This window comes from Vibrio quintilis (assembly GCF_024529975.1).
GTDB lineage: Bacteria > Pseudomonadota > Gammaproteobacteria > Enterobacterales > Vibrionaceae > Vibrio > Vibrio quintilis.
Genome location: NZ_AP024898.1, coordinates 747853 through 768296, shown reverse-complemented (window position 1 = coordinate 768296; position 20444 = coordinate 747853). Strand labels below are relative to the sequence as shown.

Genomic DNA, 20444 nt, shown 5'->3' with positions numbered 1-20444 from the left:
GGAAGCGGAAAGGTTAAAGTTTCACCGGTTTTATGATTATGCTTTTGCGGTCTCTTCATCCGCCACGGATACATCCTCATCACTTTTGTTTTTATTTTTGTATTTTTGAACATTCTCTTTCACAGCATCAGTCATAGAACTGACATTCAGACTGAGCAGTGTTCCGCCATTGGCAAAGTGACTGATAAATGCACTGCCAATCGCATAGCTGGCACCGGCAGACAGCAGTGGCATGGTGGATAAACCAACCAGGGTGCCATAGACGGGAATGGCTTTCACGGTTGAGCTGACGCCGCCGGTCGTCAGTGCCTGCGGCAATGCAGCACCAAGCAGTGGCACTAAAATTGACTTCAGCTTGTGCTCACTGAAGGATTGCTCAAACGCCTTACAGATTTCAGAAGCCATTTTGATTTGAACGGCGGTCAGCGCAACCAAATCAATCGCAGGCGCCGGAATCAGTCCGGTTGCCAGTGACCATTTGCTGTACTTCTCAACAATTTTTTCCGCTTTCGCTTTGCAGGCTTCCAGATCAACGGGTGGTTGTTCCGTGACCTCTTCTGCCGGCCCGGCCGCCGCTTCTTTCTCAGGAGTCGCTGCAGCAGCTTTCTCCTCCTGGGCGGTGGTTTTCTTTTGTGGTTCTCTCATCACTGTCTCCATTTATCAACGGTTAGGTTTAAACATGATTAATTCAATTCCACTTTGCTGTGCACCTGCCCCCGCTGACCGGTTTTCTTCTGTTCCGGATGCATTAAAAGCGTGATTGCATCACGGATGTTGCTGAGTAATCCGGTGAAGTGTGGCGGCTGGAACATACTGTAATGATCACCGGAGGTGGACATGACCCGGCAATGGCCTGCTGTTTTCTGGCCGAAACAGCGCATATAACCCTGATCTGAGTTTTGGCAGCTCTCGATACAGATCATTTCTGAATTTAATAAGTGACTGTTTATTTGTTGCTGGTTCAGGTAGCGGCGAAGTATGCGCTGATGATGAATCACCCCCGCTTCGATCTGTCTGAGCTCGGTCTGATTCAGATGTTTCTCAAACAAAGAAATAATTTTGTCCCAGTAGCGGATATGACGCATTTCACTCAGGGTTTGTTCAATACCGTCATGCTGCATATTCAAATTTGAATCCAGCAATAGTAAAGCAACGGAATATCCCAGCTTTTCCAGACGTTGCGCCACTTCCAGTGCCAGAATCGCGCCGAAAGAGTAGCCGAAAAGCATCATGCGGGGCCGGCCTGTGATGGTTTGATAATGCTGAGCAATACAATTTGCTGCCAGATCGGCCAGTTGCAGTAAATCCTCTGACAATGGCTCAGAGACAAAACCACCACACTGAAACCCGAAAGCCTGCACCGGCATTTTCAGCGCTTCAAAAATTTCTTTATAAACGGTTGAAGTCCCTAAAATTGCCGGTAAGCAGTACACCAGGTCGTCCGCCTGAGCGGGTATCGCGCCATTTGAATTGGAGGTATAAAGCGGCAGAATCCGCTGACTTGCTTCGGTCATCAAAGGTTTTGCCGCCTGATGTGCTTCATTCTCACCTGCCAGATAATGGTCGATGACTGATGCAAGGGCCACAATTGTCGGATGAGTAAACACCTGCGTGACCGGCATTGTGATACCAAACTGCTTACGTATTTCACTGGTACAGATAATCGCTTTGATCGAGTGACCACCTAATTCAAAAAAGCTGGTTGTGACGCTGATTTGCTGTCTGAGAAAAATCTTTTCCCAGATGCTGACCAGTCTCTTTTCTGTTTCTGTCCGGGGCGCCTGACAGGTCGCTCCGGATGTGGTATTCAGGCGGTTTTTCCAGAACTGCAGCAATGTTTTCCGATCCAGTTTGCCATTGGTGGTGATCGGAAAACGCGAGACTTCAATAAAATCAGACGGATGCATATAGTGTGGCAGTTGTTCTCCCAGCCAGTGACGTAATTCATGCAGATTAATCTCACCATCATCCGCCGGAATCACCAGTGCAACAATAATCACTGAGTCATCGTCACGCCGGAAGCTGTCAACCAGGCAGTCCTTAATCGCGCTGTATTTTTGAATCACCCGCTGAACTGCGTTTAAATCGACCCGGTAGCCATCGATCTTGACGGATTGCTGCTCACGGCCAAGAAAGACAATGTCCCCCTGCAGTGTGCGGTAAGCTCTGTCACCGGTCCGGTAAATGGGTTGATCATTGAGAGCCATCAGACGGTTGTGATTATGATCCGGATTCAGATAAGCGCGCATGAGCTGGTTACCGGACAGGCATAATTCGCCTTCAACATACGGCGGACACACACCCATTTGCCGGTTTAGTATGTACGCCCGGGTATTATGCGCTGGTTGCCCGATATTCTGATAATGACCGGAGATATCATGGGTAGTAATCGCATTAGCACAGCATCCGATTGTATTTTCAGTCGGGCCATAATGATTGAACAGACGCAATGCCGGATTGCACTGATGCAGCTGTTTGAGATCGGCGTAATTCAGCGGTTCACCGCCCATTATCAGACGGCTCAGTTCGCAATCATTAAATACCTGTGGGCCCAGCACTTCGAGCAACATATGCAGATAGGAAGGTGTCAGTTTGAGGAAACTGATATGACTGTCCCTGATATAATCAGCGACCCACCGGGGATCACGCCGCTGCGCTTCACTGGCAATATGTAATGTGCCACCGGAAAGTAAACTGCCAAAGATTGCCGTATAGCCCAGATCAAAATTGAAGGACGTCAGCAATAAACTACTGTCAGAGGCCGAGAAATCAAACCGGTCGCGACACCAACACACATAGTTGATCAGTGACCGGTGAGTCACCGGCACCCCTTTGGGCTCGCCGGTCGTACCGGAGGTAAAAATAATATACGCGGTACTGTCTGCACCGGCCTGAACAAGGAATGAAGCATCATCTGTCACCGGGCCAGCAGAAACATCAGACAGCGACGACATGATCTGAGCCAGATCGACCCTCAGGCACTCAATGCCGGAATCCATCGTCAGTAAATCAGTTTGCTGCTCTGTGGTGATAATCAGCCCGGCTTTTGCCTGCTTCAGGATCGATTTTGAGATCGCCAGCGGATTAGCCGGATCCATTGGCACATAAGGAATACCGAGGTGGAAGCAGGCAAAGATCGCAACCAGCATCTCACTCCCGGCTGTGTCATATAAAGCAACTGTTTTTGCATGGTTTGTTTGTGAAGTATGCGCTTCCGAAGAACAGATTTTCAGTTTCGCCTTTATCTGACATGCCAGAGCAATACTGGCTTGCCGAAGCTGTTGATGCGTCAGATGTCTGTTGCCTTCAATCAATGCAGTTTGTTGATCACAGGCATGTTGCTGATAAAATCCGGTTAAATGTTCTGCCGGTAATGCCATCGGTTGTCCGGTTGAAAGCAGCCCGGACGGGCTGGTTAAATTGAAGTCAGCAACCGGAGCATCCGGTGCAGAAAGGCAATCTTCAACAAAGCGGCAAAAAGTATCGGCAACCGCCCGGACATTGTCCTTCTCTACTTTTCTCGGCACATATTTAAACAGAATCTGTAATGCTTGTTTTGCAGGCGATTTCTTTATGGGTAAGACAGCAATATGAAAAGGATAAGAGGTCGGCATGTATTCGCGAAACTCATCAGCATACAACCCTTCTGTCAGCTTTTCTTTCCCGCAGTCTTCATTGTCGGTTACTGGATAGTTTTCAAAGGCAATAAAATGATCAAACAGTTTACCTGTCTGGCTGCACTGGGCCTGAATTTCGCTGACAGACATGGTTGCATGTTCCAGACAACCAAGCTGACCAAGCTGTAACTTAGATGCAATCTCTTTCAGGCTGTCCTGCGCCGAAAAGCGAACCCGGAATGGCATGGTATTAATGCATAAGCCAATCAGACGTTCAAACTGCGAATTTGCCAGCGGGCGAATCGACTGAACACTGCCAAACACCACATCACTGGTTTCATTCACCTTTGCCAGAAATAACCCCCACAGACAATGAAACAAAGTACTTGGCGTTGCGCCTGTCCGGATACTCAGTTCATTGAATGCCTGCCATTGCGGGCCGTCGATCAGGCGAATTTCCGTCCCGTATTCATGATGACTTGACGCCATACCGCTTTCTTCATCATCGTGGTGTAAGGTTGGCAGCGGCGGCGATGTCGTCAGCGTGTATCCGTCCAGATACTGACGCCAGAAATCCTGATGAGACTCCTGACCTTTGTACCACTTAATATAACGGCTGAATGAAGGTGCCGGCGGCAAGTCAACCGGACGGTTATTGATCAACTGCTGGTAAACGGTAAACAGCTCCTGCTGAAGAGAAGCAACACACCACCCGTCAAGGCAGATATGATGAAATGACCAGACAAACCAATGCTCTTCCGGCCCGGATTTCAGCAGAGACACCCGCATCGGAATATCCCGTTCCAGTGAAAATGTCTGGCGTTTATCAGATTCAATAAAACCTTCCAGTTGTCGCATTTTTTCGCTGTCACTCAACGGGGTTAAATCCATAAACCGGACGACAAAATCCCTTTCTTTCAGAACGATCTGAATCGGTTCGGCAGATTTATCATGTTTGAACACCACCCGGAGCGCTGCATGGCGATTGATTAAGCATTGCCATGCCTGCCGGAAAGCCTCCACATTCAGTGTGCCGGTCAGGCGGAATCTGACCTGCTGGTTATAAGAGACATGATGATGGCTTTCTTTCTCCAACAGGTCGTGATAAAGCATGCCGGCCTGAAGTGGTGTAAGCGGAAGGATATCTTCAATATTATTCTTGCTGAGTTCCATCATGAATTATTTCCATTCATCTCACCTTTTCAGGAAGACGATTCCATAGCCACTGATTCTCCGTCAGCAATAACTACTGGCATTCAACAAGCGGTACGTCATGCCTGGAAATGTCATAAAGGACAGAACTTTTCATATTAGAGCATTCATCAAGGGCTGGACGCCCTTGGGATCATATTAAACCATATTAGTATATGCATGATATAAGTGGTAATTTTCTATATTTATTTTTTATGAAACTATCGTCTCCGGTATTTGAATAATCCCTCCCTGAACAGTCCGCTCAACAACAGGATGACGAAGAAAAACGGCCCGGATGCACCGGAGCTTTTGGCGGATGCAAAAGAGAAGTTGGTATCAAACAGCGCTGTGCTGACTTTTAAGGTCAGCTGATTCAAATCATCACTTTGATAGACAACAAGGTCATACTGACCGTTGTCATCAAGATCGATGGGAATCAACAATGAATCAGAAGAAACTGTCTCATTATCGATTGTGACTTGTGTCAGGCTGTCATCCTGAGCATAAGACATGCTGCGATTCGCTGCATCCTTCACCATGACCTGATTATTATCAACGCTGACCGATAAATATTGAGAACCACTGGATAACTTCACATCAGGCGTGCTCAGAACCATATTCCCGGTAAAGGAAGCACCCTCTTCCAGATTCAGCTCGTTACTTCCTGTTCCTAAATCAATATCGCCGCTGACTGACGCACCTGAATATAGTTTGACAGTTTCGTTACCGCTGCTGCCTTTGATGGCCTGACTGCCTGTCCCTTCCGTGGTAATGGTGCCATAGATATTCAGTACGGGTGAGCCGGTTGTTGCAATCGCGCTGCAATGCCGTCCGCTGCACTGCAAAATTGCACCGGATTCCAGAGTCAGTGTACCGGAATCAATTTGAATTCCTTCCAGATCATGCCCGTAAAACACCAGTGTGGGGGCGGTATTGTTCATTGCAGTACAGGTCATAGCTCCGGTTGTCGAATCAGTGGAACAATCACTGGTGTCATAACCGGTGTAAATCACCTGAGAGGGCTCGATGGTCAGCGAATTACCTGTCGGGACCGTAAATGAAGACGTTCTGACACTCAGACCGGTGCAGGTTGATGGCACCGGCTGGGGTGAACCGGTACAGTTACCGTTTTGATCCTGTGAGAAACGCACGCCTTTGTCTATTTGCCACATAAAGTCCCGTGCGGTCTGCCAGGCCGGATACTGATTCACATCAACAGCATAAAACAGGTCCGTTTCCTGGTTATAAAATAAAGAACTGGTGAAGCCAAAAATAGCACCGGAATGGCCGGTAAAATTCGAACCGTTATAGAATGAATTCATGTGATAAACCGCCAGTCCGTAGCGGGCCGGAATACCGGCAACGCTTCCGGCTGCGGTATCATTCAGACGTTGAGTCTGCATCGATGCTGAAAGCAGATTTTGATCATTTTTCACCAATTGGCGGGCCCAGGTAATTTGCTCGTTAAGCACAGAAATAATCGCCCCGGCAGCCCACGGGAGTTTGGGATTTAAGTAGGTAAAAGAGTCGATCAGCTCATTGGCATCATTACTTTCCAGCGATGCAGTGCCGGTGATTTCTTTGCCTGATTCAATCATGACATACCCTTTTGCATGGGCCTGAGAGAACTGGTCATCTTCCGGAAAAATGGTACTGCCAAGTGATAATGGTTCAAAAACGTAGTGAGAAATGAGCTGTTCGATGGTCTGGCAACTGGTAAAGTCCGGAATTTCACAGGATTTTTGCTGGGCAATCAGCGCCAGAATGGCAAAGTTGGTATTCGAATAGCTCATACCGGATGTTCTGTCCTGACTGTTGGTTGCCATGATATAGGCATCCGGCGGCGTGATTTCTAATTGCCCGTACTGAATGACGTATTGATCATTGATGGTTAAATCAGTGTCTGAACCGTAATAAAGTGCCGGAGCATTCAGATAATCCGGGATGGTGCTGGTCATCTGTAACAGATTTTCGACCGTAATTGATTCGGCATTTGGAATATCGAGAAACGGTGCCAGAGAATCCAGTGTATCAGTTAAATTCAGATACCCGTCTTCAATCATCTTTAAGATCACCGTTCCCGTATAGGTTTTGGTCTCACTGCCAATCCGGAACTGATCAGTAGTATTGACCACGGAGTCCGGACACGGAAATCCTGACGATTCATACTGCGCATCACAGTTACTTTTGCCTGTCCATATCACCGAAGTGTCATCAGCTATCGCGGTGACTGCGCCTGGTATGGTTGACTCATCCTGCTCAATATCCAAAGCCACCTGAGCAATTGTCGCAATCTGTGCGCTATCCAGACTATATGCTGGCATAGCAAACAGCATACAGACGTAAGTAAATAAGCGTAATTTGCATTTCATCCTGATCTCTCCGGCCGTAATGACGTTGTCTTAATTTGAATATGATGATTTATCGATATAAATATAGTAGCTATGGATTTAAATGCATTTTAGTATTGCAGATGTCTATGAAACATCAGCCATAATGGAAAAGTATCACCGGGGAAAATATCTGATAGATTGAAGTGTTGTTAATCAATACAGAATCCAGTCACAGTAAAAGCAAGTGGTGTTGCAATATGATAATTAAGTCAGCAGAATGATCTTTTATGAATATGAATTGAGTGGATATACTTATTTAAGTACAGATACTTTAAGTACTGTAACTTAAGGTATAGGCGCCTTAGGTATAAATATAAAGCGCTATGCTTAATCAGGTATTAAACAAAAGGAATATCTCTTGCAACTGATTTGTTTTCCATATGCAGGCGGAAGCAGCCGGGCTTACAGTGACCTGTTCAGCAGACTGAACAGAGACATTCACGTACAGTGTATGGAGTATCCGGGGCATGGTATTAAAAGTCATGAACCTCTCATGTATGAGCTTGAAGCGATTGCAGAACTGTTGTTTCATGAATTACGGCAGGCGAATCTCTTCAACTCGGAATATGTATTTTACGGGCATAGTATGGGAGCGCTGGTTTCGTATCTGGTTGCCCGGATCGCAGCCGCTCATGGATACCGTCCACCCAGTCACATGATTGTCTCGGGCAGAAGTTCCCCCACCGTCCAATTGACAGGAAGAAAACATCTGATGAATTCAGATGATTTCTGGCAGGCGCTGTCAGCTATGGGCGGAATTCCAGACGAACTGATGCATGATCTCAAACTGAGAAACTATTTTGAACAGATTCTCCGGGCAGATTTTACCGCGGCAGAAACCTGGCAATGGCAACCCTGTCGTCCTTTGAATTGTCCGGTGACGGTCTGGTACGGAGATCAGGAAAATGTCAGTTTCGAAACCGCTTCAGCCTGGCAACAGGTCACGACAGAACCTGTTCATTTACAGAGTTTTCCGGGCAAACACTTTTTTATATTTGACCACTGCCAGCTGCTTTGCACTGTGACCAACCAGTTATTGGCACCTGCGATAATTCAGCATGCATCCTGATCGAACAGTCAAACTGATCGAATAGTCAAAAGAAAAAAGAGCCATCAAATCATTTGATGGCTCTTATACCCAAGCATGATTCAGCTCACGCCCTTCGGGTGAGTTTGTCTGGCTTTGAGACAAATCTCACTGAACCCTGCATCTTCAGGTTGTTTGGGTATACATCTGTAATTCAGTCCTGATAAAAACGATTATCCACCGGCGAGTTTTACCGTAAATCCTTTTTTCTCCAGAAATGATTTCATTTTATCTCTGGCATCTCCCTGGATTTCTATCGTACCCTCTTTCACTGAACCGCCACATCCGCAGTGTTTTTTCAGTTCAGCAGCAAGAAGCTTTAATGGTGCATCATCCAGATCAACACCAGTAATGATGCACACCCCTTTTCCTTTACGGCCTTTGGTCTGCCGCTGGATCCGGACAATACCATCCCCCTGAGGACGGGAAGGCTTTTCTTCTTCCTGTTTAATCCGGCCTGTTTCGGTTGAATAAACTAATGACATACTATTCTTTCTTTGCCTGGCTTGCCTGTCGTAGCTCTATAATAGTTTTTTCAATATGTTTTTGAAGTCCTAATTTAGAACCTTTGATCAGACGGCCATTAAACATACAGTACCAGTCACCCGGATTGCCCGTATCATTTTTCAACGTAAATCCGGCAAACTGCTCCTGCATCCCATCGCCAGTTTCATGTTTAGTGGCTAACGATTCAAATTCCTTTGGATCAATAATGGAGGCTGATTCACACCACCAGTCGACACTTTTTTTGACAGCGACCATACTTCCGGTCAAAACCCGGTTTTTGATCTTTACCTGCCAGACGTCAGTTGACTGGCCCACAGTTTTCAATTCCATACCCCGATAGCTTGCAACTGCCATATTCTGGTAAGCCTCCGTAGCATTTTTTTAGTAGTATTAATTGTAATTCCATAGTTATCAAGTATATTTACACCAATATACTTAGTTATAGTGCGTTAAAATGTTAAAAAGACGAACGAACCTCACAAAAAAAGATGAACTTAATAAGTATAAAGAAATTTTAAGCAAAACAGTGACAACAGAACAGCTGGCAGAATTGACCCAGCATCAATATGCTCATAGCTCACTACTGGCCATGACGAAAGACTGGAATTTGTTTACTGAATTTTGCCTGAGTCGTCAATTATGCCCATTACCAGCAACCTCCACCACTGTTCGTCAGTTTATAGAAAAAGAGAGTCAGGAGCGGAAATTTTCAACCATCAGACGCTACACCGTCACTATAACAGTCATTCATAAATTCCTTTCCTGTCCGGATCCAATCCGCAGCACCGATGTCAGATTACTGCTGATGTCGCTCAGACAGGAAAAGAAAGGCGATAACAAACAAGCCGACGCTTTTGATCTGACTCATCTGCAGATGCTGAATAAGCGCATGCAACACTCAAAAAATAAACGGGATATCCGGGATCTGGCAATTTACTTTCTGATGTTTGAATGCGCCTTGAAACGGGCCGAACTCAGAGACTTTCAGACCAGCCAGCTGCTCGATCATAATCCGCAACATCTGCATGTTGCCCTGCACCATGAGACTTACGGGCTGTCTGCAGAAGCAACACAGGCGATTGAGAAATGGCGGGACCTGATTGATATCAGTGACAGTCCTTATCTGTTTCGATCTATCGACCGGCATCAAAATATTGCCGCCAATAAACTGAATGACTCCTCTATTTACCGCATATTAAGGCATGCCGGCGAGAGACTGGGGATGAAACATTTAAAATTTTCCGGACAGTCAACCCGGATTGGCGCAGTCAGGGAGTTACACAAACAAGGGATGAAAGTCAGGGAAATTCAGTCTTTTGGCCGCTGGCACAGCCCTGTGATGCCCGCTCAGTATGTTGGGGACACTCACAGTGCTGAGACCATGATGCTTCGTTACAAATCGTTTAAACCCTGGAAGTAATACTTCGTTCGATACAGTTATGCAAAAACTGACTAAACCGGTGCCCATTGTGCTCCAGCATTTTAGGAAACATTGAAATCGGCGTCATCCCCGGAAAGGTATTCACTTCATTCAGGTAAATATTTCCTTCCGGTGTCAGAAAAAAATCGATTCTGGCCAGATGGCGTAATTTCATATGCCGGAATACTTTCTCACAATACTCATGTATCAGAGTCAGTTGTTCCTGTGACAGGTTCTGCGCCTCAACCTGAGTATGAGAGTGACTGTCCTGACTATATTTCTCCTCATAAGTATAGAACTTATCTTCCGGTGCAATCACTTCACCCGGTTTTGAAATATGCAGTTCTCCGTCCATTTCATAGGCTGCGACTTCGAGCTCTCTTGGTTTGAGCGACTTTTCCAGCAAGACCTGATCTGAATATCGGAACGCGGCTTCAATGGACTCACGAAGTTGTGATGAATCAGTGACACTATAACACCCAACGGAAGACCCCTGCCGCGCCGCTTTCACAAATACGGCTCCCCATTGTTCGAAAGCCTGTTGTGCTTTTTCGAGCGCTTCACCATTCAGTGTTGAAAGAAACAAATAAGGCGTATTGGGAATTTCCAGCGCGTCGTACCATAGCTTGGATGTAATTTTATTAAAGCTGTTGGTACTGGCTTCCGGACCGCATCCTAAATAAGGGATTCCGGCCAGTTCAAGCATCGACTGAATATCGCCGGTCTCTCCCGGATAACCGTGGATACAAGGCACGACAAAATCAATTTTCTTTTGTGAGGTTTCTGAATGCAGTATCGCGGAATTGATATCAAGAAAGACCAGTTCACCATTGTCTGAAAACCAGCCATTTTTTTTCATTTCGATACGCTCAACACGATAGTTGTCATCAAGCTCCAGCTGAGCCTGAATATAATCTGCCGACACCACAGATACTTCATGCTCTGAAGAACCTCCCCCGCAAAGGAGTAAGATATTTTTCCGATTCATTCGAAGTGTATTGTCCTTTATTTTTAAGCTGTCTGAGAGCAGAAGGGGCAAACGCCCCTTCTCTTATTTCATTAATTTAGCTTATTTAATGTCGGATATTCAGAATTCTTGATTGCATCCAGGCTTTTAACAAAAGGTTTCAGGTGAATAAAATCTTGTGGCAGCGTCCGGATCGCTTTTTTCGCATCTGCGCGGGTTGCAAAATCGCCAAACAGAATCGTATACCATTTTGTGCCGTTGACGACTTTATAGTTTTCCCAGACTGGCTGGCCATTTTTAGGCAGTTTCGAAGCAAACATGTCAACTTTTGACTGATTGCCAACTGCGATCACCTGAATGGTGTAACCAAACCGGTGTGGCTGATGAGCGATATCTTTCCTGGTAGGTGCAGTAATCACAACCGACGGCTCTGTTTTTGCCGGTTTGGATTCAGCCATTACCGGTGCAGATTCCGACATCGGCGCTGTATTCATCTCTTGCATCGATGACGCGACAACCGGTTCTTCTGTCACACCATTCATCGAACCATTCTGAGAAACCACAGGCTTCTGTACTGTTGCTGCCGGATAATCTTCTTTATGTGTATCAACGGTCACATCACTGACATAAGAGCCAGTGGAACATGCCGCCAAAAGTAAAGTAGACATTCCGACAATGATTCTTTTTTCCATAGTATTTATGCCTTTCATAAAAAGTATATCAATCATGCCCATAGCTGTCTCTGGAATCAAGTTTGAGTAGTCAATTCGACCGGATAACCTGTGATATTAAACACAAAGTATTAAACAAGTTTAGCCTGAACGACAAGTTTTCCCCTTGTTGCTCGGTGAATCCCCTGTCTGATTATATAATCAAATCAATATCCTTGCAGATGTGAGACTCCAAATGAATGATCTGTCCCATTTTCTGAATCCCCGGAGCGTAGCTGTGATTGGCGCATCCAACCGCCCGCTTCGCGCCGGACATGTCGTGATGAAAAACCTGCTGCAGGGCGGATTTAACGGAACCATCATGCCCGTCACACCCGGCTATACATCTGTTTGCGGTGTCCTGTCATACCAATCCATCGACGCACTGCCTATCATACCTGATATCGCAGTTCTGTGTACGCATGCTTCCAGAAATGTCGCTTTATTTCAACAACTAGCCGCGAAAAAAGTCCCCGCAGTGATTGTCCTTTCATCAGATATGTACAGTGAAGACGATCAGGGCAATCAAATTCAGGCACAATGTATGGATATTGCCCGCAATGCGGGCATCCGGGTGATTGGCCCGAACAGCTTGGGCATTATTCTGCCATGGCTCAATTTCAATGCGTCATTTTCTCCGGTGGCGGCAATCAAAGGAAATATTGCCTTTTTCTCCCAGTCTGCGGCGCTGTGTACTACAGTGCTGGACTGGGCGAATGAATCACAGATCGGATTCTCTGCCTTTATTTCTCTGGGGAATGCGTCCGACATCAATTTCAGTGACTTACTCGATTATTTCAGCACCGACAGACACACAGATGCGATCTTGCTTTATATCGATACTATCCGGGATGCGCGCCGTTTTATTTCCGCAGCCAGAGCTGCTTCTCGCAACCGGAGAATACTGGTATTAAAAGCAGGGCGTACCAGTGAGGGCCGTAAAGCTGCACAGTTACATACCGGCGGGACCGATACGCTCGACATTATCTATGACTCAGCGATCCGGCGCAGCGGTATGCTACGGGTACACAATACCCATGAACTGTTTGCCGCCGTAGAAACCCTGACGCACCCCCTGCCGCTGCGGGGGGAACGGCTGGCAATTATGACCAACGGTGGCGGTCCGGCAATCATGGCGATTGATACTTTGCTGGAACGGGGCGGCACACTGGCAGAATTAACTGATGAGTTAAAGCAACAACTCGATCAGATTTTACCTGCCAGCTGGTCCCGGGCCAATCCGGTTGATTTAGTGGGTGATGCCGGACATCAACGCTATGTGGCGGCACTGAATATCCTGCTTGATGCGGATATTGCCGATGCGATTTTGATTATGCACAGCCCTTCCGCCGTTGCTGAATCAGATCAAACCGCACAAGCAGTGATCGACGCGTTGAAAAAGCACCCCCGGACGCGGCAGTTCAATATTCTGACCAACTGGTCAGGAGAGCAAACCGCAAGGCCAGCCCGGCAAAGCCTTTCTCAGGCTGGCATCCCGACTTACCGGACACCGGAAAGCGCAGTGATTGCATTTATGCACATGGTCAATTACAAAAGAAACCAGCAACAGTTGATGGAAACACCGACAACGGCGGATGCGCTGCCACACACACAAATTGATCAGGCGAACCTGTGGATTGAAAAACGGCTGAATACCGTGGAGACAATTCAGTTTGATACCCACCTTGCCGGAGAGTTTCTGCGCTATTTCGGTTTTCATGTCCTGCCGACCTGGATGGTGCAGGACAGTTCGGAAGCGATTCACGTTGCTGAAAACCTTGGCTACCCAGTGGCAGTCAAACTCAGATCACCCGATATTGCCCATAAATCCGATGTTCAGGGCGTGATGCTGAATCTGCGTAACCGGCATGAAGTCAGCAGTGCCGCACAGGCGATACTAGACCGGACACACCTTTTTTATCCGTCCGCAAACATTCATGGTTTGGCGGTACAGGCAATGGCAAGGCGGGCCGGAGGAGAAGAGTTACGTATTAAAGTAAAACATGATGACACTTTCGGTCCGGTGATTTTGCTTGGCCAGGGCGGCTCTGAATGGCAGGAAACGACTGAAGCAGAAGCAGCCCTGCCGCCATTAAATATGGCGCTGGCGCATTACTTTATCGCCAATGCACTGAAAAATAACAAGATCCGCTTCCAGCGCCAGCCCGACCCGGTTCATCTCGACGGGCTGGCTGAGTTTCTCGTCCGTCTGTCACAACTCATTGAGTCCTGCCCGGAGGTCCATGAAATTGACATTCATCCGTTGTTGATCAACGGTGATCAATTCACCATTCTGGATGCAGATTTAACCCTGAAACATTACAGCGGTGATGCTCAGGGCCGGTTAGCGATTCGCCCCTATCCGGCGGAGCTGGAAGAAATGATCACCATTCAAAAAACGCAGGAAGATATTTTAATTCGTCCGATCCTGCCGGAAGATGAACCTCATCACGCCGCTTTCATTCATAAAGTCTCTAAAGAAGATTTGTATAAACGCTTTTTTACCGAAGTCGGTGAGTTTAGTCATGAAACGCTGGCAAATCTGACACAAATCGATTATGACCGGGAAATGGCATTCGTGGCAGTACGTCAGTCTGACGAACCAGAGATATTAGGTGTTTCCCGGGCATTGATCTCACCGGACAACAGTAACGCAGAATTTGCCATTTTGATCCGGACCGATCTCAAAGGCATGGGACTTGGGAAAATTCTGATGAGAAAAATTATCGGTTATTGCCGGGCAAAAGGCACACAACAAATATCAGGCATGACGATGCCAACAAATCAGGGCATGCTGTCACTGAGCCGCGCCCTGGGATTCAGCACTGAAATTGATTTTGAGGATGGCACAGCAGAAATGCAACTGAGCCTGCAATAAGAACATAAAAAGCCGGTCAGTGACCGGCCCGTGAAGAGGATGTTCAGATCATCTTCCAGTGCTTTTTCAGGTACTGGATACACCAGGATTTCGCCTCTCCCATTTTATTGCGCCGCCAGGCCAGTACCAGCTCAGATGTGGTCATGTCCGTGCCGTCAATCAACCTGAGTTTCCCCTGCGCAATATAAGCATCCGCCACCTGTTTCGGTAAAGTCCCGATACCCAGACCATCAATCAAAGCTTCACATTTTGCAGCCATGGTGGTCACGGTCATCCGGGGCTGTTTATGCAGAATGTTCACACTCAGCGGCGGCTGTTCCCGGGCGGTATCTGAAATTGCGATAATCCGGTATTTTTGCCGGGCTTCTTCATCAAACACCCCCCGGCGTTTATGCACATAATGTTCTGTTGCCGCCACCCAGACAAATGAAATCGAACCCAGCGTTTCCACTTTGACATCGTGCGGCAGCGTATCCAGCCGTGGACAAATCAGCAAATCGGCCCGGTCTGTCGCCAGCGACTCCCAGCAGCCGGCCAGAATCTCTTCCTGCAACCGCACCCGCGTTTTACTGATATCTCCAAGCGAAGACACCATCGGGAAAAAGTTATTGACCGGAATAATGCCGTCATAAGCGATGGTTAAATCCAGCTCCCAGCCATTCGCCAGCACAGTCGCATCATTGACCAGTTTATCTGTGGCCGACAAAATCAGCCGCCCCTGATCCAGCAGTAACCGGCCGGAATCGGTAAAATTCGCTTTATGCCCTGACCGGTCAAAAATGATGATATCAAGTTCCTGCTCCAGCTTCTGAATCTGATAGCTCAGAGAACTGGGCGCACGGTTCAGTTCATGGGCGGCAGCAGCAAAGCTTCCCCGCCGCTCAATGGCATCAAGTATATATAATGCCTCTAATGTAATCGGACTATGCACAACAAATTTCCTTTAATGACCGGATGCGTGCAAATCGGGTTTAACCCACACCCGGCAAAAATCAAACCATCCTAACGCATTACACTGCGCATTTTGTAAGGCACCACACTGATCATGATTCACCCCCAGCCAGCAATGGAAAAGCGGGACAATCTGATGCCGTTCAATCAAAGATTTGCCTATTTCCGCTGCCGGAAAAGGCTGATTTATCTCAGACCGCCAGTCATCAATTCGCTGTTGCCATGCCGCAAAGTCTTGATCCTGACTCATTTCACTCAAATCGGAATAATCCAGCAGCCATCCGGCCAGCGCATCATCACGGCGGTTTGAAATCCCCATCGCTTTAATCCAGATATCCACACCAGACATATCTTCAATTGTATGTTCGTAAGTGACAAACTCAACCTGAATACCATCTTCAGTGAGCACCGCCTGAATAATTTTCTTTAAATGCGGAAACATCGGATGACGGGCATGATAGGCAACTGTCAGTGTCGCACAGCCGGGGGGTTCAGCCTGCTGCTGTGGGCTATGATGATACCAGCCCGGCTTCAGGCCGTGTGCTGGTAAAATGCCCCATTCAACAATCGTTTCTTCCGGGCAACGGCTGAAAAAGTTCAGGGCATTCAGCTTCTGAGTCAGATAATCGGCCCAGTTTTCATCCTGCGCAACACCATCTTTGCGGTTCAGCTGTAAATAAATACAGCCCGGATCCAGATCGACTTCCTCTGTCAGCCGGTTTCTTTGCCTGTTTTTAATCGGGGTATCCAATGTCGGAAAAATCAGGCAGGAGTGGGTTTCATCAATCACATACACTTCGATCTTATCCAGTAGCGGACGATAACCAAAATAGCCGTCAAATGCCTGAAGAATCAGGCGTTTATCATCATTCAGCACCACTTTATATGGGCCGGTGCCGACCGGCATTAAATCAGGGTCGCTGCTATTTACGTCATCAGCAATGATCTTGGCACAGGTTTCAGCCAACAAAACAGGCAGATGGTAATCCGGCTTTTTCAAAAAGATATCAACCACATAACCACAGGGAGACGTCACCGATTCGATATGTTCAAACAGCCGGAACCGGCGTAAGTCGAGCAGATTTCTGGCCACCAGTTCAGAGACCAGCTGTTCGCCGTTATGAAAACGAACGCCCGGACGCAGGTAAAACCGCCAGTGGCACGGCGAGATATTTTCCCAGCTGTGGGCCAGATCGGCCTGTACTTCATCCCGTTCATCCAGTGTGGTCAGGCCGCTGAAAATCTGCCGGGCAATATGCTGCTCAGAGCGGCGCATTTTTTTGCGCGGATTGAGCATTGACAAAGGCCGGTAATAAGGCAGACGTACCACCTGTAAACCTTCCTGATGCTGCACACCGAGATAATTCTGGATCACCTGGGTGAGTTTGCCCGCATCCTGATCCAGCACCGACAAAGCCTGACTGATTTTGCCTTCTTCGAGATAGCGCCGGGCAAGATTTTCACTGACATCGGAGCGGCTTCTTTTAAAGATCAGCTCAGATAACTTGCCCCGGCCAGCCGCCGGATGCCATTCAATCCAGCCCTCTTCTTCCATTTTATTCAGAACAATCCGGGCATTACGCCGGGTACAGAACAAAATGCCGGTCACATCTTCCAGCCGGATGCTGGTATTTTGCCCGTTAAAGTATTCAAATAATGTTTCGAACTGAACCCGTAATCTTGGACTGCTCATAAAGAGGAAATTTCACCCGGAATAAGAATAAAATCATTTTCCCCATTTCAGCACCCTGTTGCAAATGCTTTCATGGATTTAGCTGTGGCGCTCACGCTTTTTCTTCACCATCACCGTTAAGCGACTCTGACAAACCAGCCGGTCACGCTCATCGGTGATATTGATTTGCCATACCTGAGTCGAAACACCCAGATGCACCGGCCCGGCCGTGCCGGTCACTTCACCTTTACACATGGCACGAATATGGTTGGCATTGATATCCAGCCCGACCGCATAATGGTTATCATCCACACAGAAATTCGCTGCCACTGAGCCAAGCGTTTCAGCCAGCACGACAGATGCCCCGCCGTGCAGCATTCCCAGTGGCTGATGGGTAAAACTGCACACAGGCATGGTGGCAGAGATCGTGTTGTCCGTGACTTCACTGTAAACAATATTCAAGTGTTCAATCAGGGTATTCGGTGATGTCTGGTTCAATACATCCACATCAATCGGTTTTTTCCAGATCTTCATGCTGTTCCTCTTTTTGCCCGACGTTCCATAGTCTGTTAACACAGATGTCGTTTCACAACCGCTTCAGACTTCCCTGCCCTTTTTTAGTTTGTGCCACGACATCAGCACCACTTACAATTTACCGGTCCAGTCTATCATGAGTCTCATGAAAGCGGCTTATCGCATATTATTTATCGATTAGTCCTTTCATTTCGCGCCACAGAATGGATAATACCCCCTCAATTTTCAGACAGGATCAAGATGCGATGTCTACAGAAGCAACTTTACTGGAACGCTGTGGTTCAGCTTGTGAGCTGTGCTCAGCAACGTCTCCGCTTCAACCCTATGTTGTGGCACCACATACTCAGGTTACCGTTGATCACGCGATCATGTTGTGTGATACCTGCCGCCAACAGGTCGAGAACCCGGAAACCGCAGATGCAAACCACTGGCGCTGCCTGAATGACAGCATGTGGAGTCAGGTGCCACCAGTACAGGTGACCGCATGGCGTCAGCTAAAACGTCTGTCTGAATCTGAAGGCTGGGCTCAGGACCTGCTGGACATGATGTACATGGAAGAAGATGTCGCCAAATGGGCAGAGATCGGCATGGATGAAGACGGCCAGAAGCACGTCGATTGCAACGGTGCAGAACTGAAGAAAGGTGACGATGTCACAATCATCAAAGACCTGCCGGTAAAAGGTTCCAGCATGGTCGTCAAACAAGGCACAGTGGTCAGAAACATTGGCCTCGCGCAGGATGACCCGGATCTGTTCTCCGGTAAAGTTGAAGGGCAATCTATCTGGTTGCGCTGTGAGTTTTCGCGGAAAAAGTAAGCTTAAAAAAGACAGTTTGAAACAGTAAAAAAAGGCACAAATTTTGTGCCTTTTTTTATGCCTGAAATTTGGGGCGTGGATTAATTGTGGAGTTAACGTGGAGGAATACAGTAGTTTATACAGTGCTTTTTTTAGCCATCATACTCTCTTGATTTAATATGGAAATAAAGGGGAACATTACGATGAGTTCTACATAAATTTAAGTACTCAATGGGGAAATGAAAACTTGACATCATCTCTGCTAACTTCAAATATACTCATAAGCAAAATCAGTAAGTAGACTCAATGTATAAGAAACTCGTAATCGCACTATTGTTTGTGCCAGCTTTGTCAGTTTCCGCCCACCCTGCAAATTTTTCACGAGCCAAAAAAGAGGCCGTTAAAATCTATCAGGACCACACCAAAACGTTTTACTGTGGTTGTGACTTCAACTTCAAAGGTAAAAAAGGGGCCGGTAAACCTGATCTCAAATCATGTGGCTATAAAATAAGAAAAGAGAAGAAGCGTGCAAACCGAATTGAATGGGAGCACATCATGCCGGCCTGGCAGTTTGGACATCAGATGAAATGCTGGCAGGAAGGTGGCCGCAAAAATTGCCACAAGTTCCCTGCTTTTAAAAAGATGGAATCGGATCTACATAATCTTGTCCCGGCTATCGGAGAGGTGAACGGAAATCGCAGTAACTACAGGTTCACGCAATGGTCAGGAACGCATGGTGCAACATATGGTCAATGCCCTATGCAGATTGATTTTAAGAAGCGATCCGCTATGCCTCCTGCAAGTGTTCGCGGCAATATCGCAAGAACCTATTTATACATGTCCGACCGGTACAAGATCAGATTATCAAAAAGTCAGAAAAGACTCATGAGTGCATGGGACAAGACAGATCCTGTAACTAAGTGGGAGTGTAAGAGGAATAAACGGATAGCAGCTGTTCAGGGAAATGATAATAAGTTTGTTACAAAGCATTGCAAATAAGGCCCAAACGGGCCTTTTTATTTTCTTAAAATCGGTTTTTGTTTTCCAGTTCAAGCAAACGCTTGGCCTTCTGACCAACATCTGCGAGGAGGTTTTGCAACGCGCATATCCCCACGTATTCGCAAAGCATCGTTGAACTCAGTGCTAATATTGCAAGCTCTGTCTCGTCTATAATTGACTCTAAGTCATTGATTTTATCTTTCATATTTACAGCCTCTTGACGTTTTTTTTACGGAATAATGATAATGCAATATCCATTGGTTGATTTTCTACCAATTTATTGCACGTAGTTCAAAATTCAGCCCAAATAGGCGAAATGGTTCGAAATTCGAACCAGAATGACAGCGTCAAACCATTAGCTATAATGATAAAAATATTATTAAAAACAATGAGGTTTTATGCATCCGACTGTAGTTATGATTCGGAATACAATAAACAGCAGAAGCATTTCATACTCAAAATTGTCTGAGATGTCCGGCATAGGGCTCTCACGCATCAAACGTATTATGTCTGGTCATCAGAAGATGACGCTTGAAGACAGAGATCAGCTTTTTGCAGCACTGAGCATTTCAGAATTTAGCGTTTCTGCTGATATTCGCACATCTGAGTACATTAGTATTTGGAACAAGATGTCTCCTCGTTCCAAACATGCATTATTATCACTAATGGTAGTTATGGATAGCGAAGCAAAGAAGGAGAAGCGCGGTTAACCCGCGCTAAA

Annotated in this window: 16 protein-coding genes and 2 pseudogenes; 7 read left to right on the top strand and 11 right to left on the bottom strand. The window is 46.8% G+C overall.

The window, feature by feature from the left end:
- Positions 1-36 precede the first annotated feature (36 nt).
- The 3 genes from OC443_RS22015 to OC443_RS22005 form a co-directional block, all read right to left on the bottom strand.
- Positions 37-645, bottom strand: coding sequence for a YcjF family protein (locus tag OC443_RS22015; protein WP_073579364.1), 609 nt, complete (start codon positions 643-645; stop codon positions 37-39).
- A 38-nt stretch (positions 646-683) separates the two neighbouring features.
- Entirely contained in the window at positions 684-4793 is a 4110-nt protein-coding gene (locus OC443_RS22010; protein WP_073579363.1) for a non-ribosomal peptide synthetase, read from the bottom strand.
- Between the two features lie 236 nt (positions 4794-5029).
- On the bottom strand, positions 5030-7183 hold the full coding sequence (locus OC443_RS22005) for a serine hydrolase domain-containing protein (protein ID WP_073579362.1): 2154 nt from the start codon (positions 7181-7183) through the stop codon (positions 5030-5032).
- A 379-nt stretch (positions 7184-7562) separates the two neighbouring features.
- On the opposite strand from OC443_RS22005, the gene OC443_RS22000 reads away from it, so the two are divergent.
- The gene (locus tag OC443_RS22000) at positions 7563-8273 is read left to right on the top strand and encodes a thioesterase II family protein (RefSeq protein WP_073579361.1); all 711 of its coding nucleotides are present in this window, start codon (positions 7563-7565) and stop codon (positions 8271-8273) included.
- 191 nt (positions 8274-8464) lie between these two features.
- Here the strand turns inward: OC443_RS22000 and yciH are convergent, their stop codons facing one another.
- Positions 8465-8776 (bottom strand): stress response translation initiation inhibitor YciH, encoded by a 312-nt coding sequence (gene yciH / locus OC443_RS21995; protein ID WP_073579360.1) that lies wholly within the window; start codon positions 8774-8776, stop codon positions 8465-8467.
- A gap of 1 nt (position 8777) precedes the next feature.
- Positions 8778-9152 carry a DUF3319 domain-containing protein gene (locus OC443_RS21990; RefSeq protein ID WP_073579359.1) on the bottom strand — a complete coding sequence of 125 codons (375 nt, stop codon included), beginning with the start codon at positions 9150-9152 and terminating at the stop codon, positions 8778-8780.
- Between the two features lie 172 nt (positions 9153-9324).
- Between OC443_RS21990 and OC443_RS21985 the strand changes: the two genes are divergently transcribed.
- Complete coding sequence (locus OC443_RS21985) at positions 9325-10218, top strand: tyrosine-type recombinase/integrase (RefSeq protein ID WP_159440293.1); 894 nt, start codon at positions 9325-9327, stop codon at positions 10216-10218.
- Here the strand turns inward: OC443_RS21985 and OC443_RS21980 are convergent.
- Together OC443_RS21980 and OC443_RS21975 are read right to left on the bottom strand one after the other, a co-directional pair.
- Positions 10202-11206, bottom strand: coding sequence for a D-alanine--D-alanine ligase (locus tag OC443_RS21980; RefSeq protein WP_073579357.1), 1005 nt, complete (start codon positions 11204-11206; stop codon positions 10202-10204). The two genes, OC443_RS21985 and OC443_RS21980, sit on opposite strands and share 17 nt — an antisense overlap.
- 71 nt (positions 11207-11277) lie before the next feature.
- Positions 11278-11877, bottom strand: a complete 600-nt coding sequence (locus OC443_RS21975; protein ID WP_073579424.1) for an SPOR domain-containing protein — start codon at positions 11875-11877, stop codon at positions 11278-11280.
- A gap of 214 nt (positions 11878-12091) precedes the next feature.
- Here OC443_RS21975 and OC443_RS26440 point away from each other — a divergent pair.
- Both OC443_RS26440 and OC443_RS26435 read left to right on the top strand, forming a co-directional pair.
- Positions 12092-13490: pseudogene (locus OC443_RS26440) on the top strand (acetate--CoA ligase family protein); the annotation flags it as partial.
- Positions 13491-13567: 77 nt separating this feature from the next.
- Positions 13568-14773 (top strand): annotated as a pseudogene (locus OC443_RS26435) (GNAT family N-acetyltransferase); the annotation flags it as partial.
- A 43-nt stretch (positions 14774-14816) separates the two neighbouring features.
- Here the strand turns inward: OC443_RS26435 and OC443_RS21965 are convergent.
- The 3 genes from OC443_RS21965 to OC443_RS21955 form a co-directional block, all read right to left on the bottom strand.
- A complete protein-coding gene (locus OC443_RS21965; RefSeq protein ID WP_073579355.1) occupies positions 14817-15704 on the bottom strand; it encodes a LysR substrate-binding domain-containing protein in 888 nt (295 codons plus the stop codon).
- A 12-nt stretch (positions 15705-15716) separates the two neighbouring features.
- Positions 15717-17417, bottom strand: a complete 1701-nt coding sequence (locus OC443_RS21960; RefSeq protein ID WP_073579354.1) for an SgrR family transcriptional regulator — start codon at positions 17415-17417, stop codon at positions 15717-15719.
- A 78-nt stretch (positions 17418-17495) separates the two neighbouring features.
- Complete coding sequence (locus tag OC443_RS21955; RefSeq protein ID WP_073579353.1) at positions 17496-17930, bottom strand: hotdog fold thioesterase; 435 nt, start codon at positions 17928-17930, stop codon at positions 17496-17498.
- Between the two features lie 245 nt (positions 17931-18175).
- On the opposite strand from OC443_RS21955, the gene OC443_RS21950 reads away from it, so the two are divergent.
- Both OC443_RS21950 and OC443_RS21945 read left to right on the top strand, forming a co-directional pair.
- Positions 18176-18745 carry a PhnA domain-containing protein gene (locus OC443_RS21950; RefSeq protein ID WP_073579352.1) on the top strand — a complete coding sequence of 190 codons (570 nt, stop codon included), beginning with the start codon at positions 18176-18178 and terminating at the stop codon, positions 18743-18745.
- Between the two features lie 285 nt (positions 18746-19030).
- The gene (locus OC443_RS21945) at positions 19031-19723 is read left to right on the top strand and encodes an endonuclease (protein ID WP_073579351.1); all 693 of its coding nucleotides are present in this window, start codon (positions 19031-19033) and stop codon (positions 19721-19723) included.
- Between the two features lie 25 nt (positions 19724-19748).
- Here the strand turns inward: OC443_RS21945 and OC443_RS21940 are convergent, their stop codons facing one another.
- Complete coding sequence (locus tag OC443_RS21940) at positions 19749-19928, bottom strand: hypothetical protein (protein WP_073579350.1); 180 nt, start codon at positions 19926-19928, stop codon at positions 19749-19751.
- Between the two features lie 193 nt (positions 19929-20121).
- On the opposite strand from OC443_RS21940, the gene OC443_RS21935 reads away from it, so the two are divergent.
- Complete coding sequence (locus OC443_RS21935) at positions 20122-20433, top strand: hypothetical protein (RefSeq protein WP_143169177.1); 312 nt, start codon at positions 20122-20124, stop codon at positions 20431-20433.
- Positions 20434-20444: the final 11 nt, after the last annotated feature.

Excerpts from the sequence above, each read along its gene's own strand:
- OC443_RS22015 (WP_073579364.1), bottom strand. The coding sequence starts at position 645 with ATGAGAGAACCACAAAAGAAAACCACCGCCCAGGAGGAGAAAGCTGCT.
- yciH (WP_073579360.1), bottom strand. The coding sequence starts at position 8,776 with ATGTCATTAGTTTATTCAACCGAAACAGGCCGGATTAAACAGGAAGAA.
- OC443_RS21940 (WP_073579350.1), bottom strand. The coding sequence starts at position 19,928 with ATGAAAGATAAAATCAATGACTTAGAGTCAATTATAGACGAGACAGAG.
- OC443_RS21955 (WP_073579353.1), bottom strand. The coding sequence starts at position 17,930 with ATGAAGATCTGGAAAAAACCGATTGATGTGGATGTATTGAACCAGACA.
- OC443_RS21950 (WP_073579352.1), top strand. The coding sequence starts at position 18,176 with ATGTCTACAGAAGCAACTTTACTGGAACGCTGTGGTTCAGCTTGTGAG.
- OC443_RS22005 (WP_073579362.1), bottom strand. The coding sequence starts at position 7,183 with ATGAAATGCAAATTACGCTTATTTACTTACGTCTGTATGCTGTTTGCT.
- OC443_RS21945 (WP_073579351.1), top strand. The coding sequence starts at position 19,031 with ATGTATAAGAAACTCGTAATCGCACTATTGTTTGTGCCAGCTTTGTCA.
- OC443_RS21960 (WP_073579354.1), bottom strand. The coding sequence starts at position 17,417 with ATGAGCAGTCCAAGATTACGGGTTCAGTTCGAAACATTATTTGAATAC.
- OC443_RS21935 (WP_143169177.1), top strand. The coding sequence starts at position 20,122 with ATGCATCCGACTGTAGTTATGATTCGGAATACAATAAACAGCAGAAGC.
- OC443_RS21990 (WP_073579359.1), bottom strand. The coding sequence starts at position 9,152 with ATGGCAGTTGCAAGCTATCGGGGTATGGAATTGAAAACTGTGGGCCAG.
- OC443_RS22010 (WP_073579363.1), bottom strand. The coding sequence starts at position 4,793 with ATGATGGAACTCAGCAAGAATAATATTGAAGATATCCTTCCGCTTACA.
- OC443_RS21975 (WP_073579424.1), bottom strand. The coding sequence starts at position 11,877 with ATGGAAAAAAGAATCATTGTCGGAATGTCTACTTTACTTTTGGCGGCA.
- OC443_RS21980 (WP_073579357.1), bottom strand. The coding sequence starts at position 11,206 with ATGAATCGGAAAAATATCTTACTCCTTTGCGGGGGAGGTTCTTCAGAG.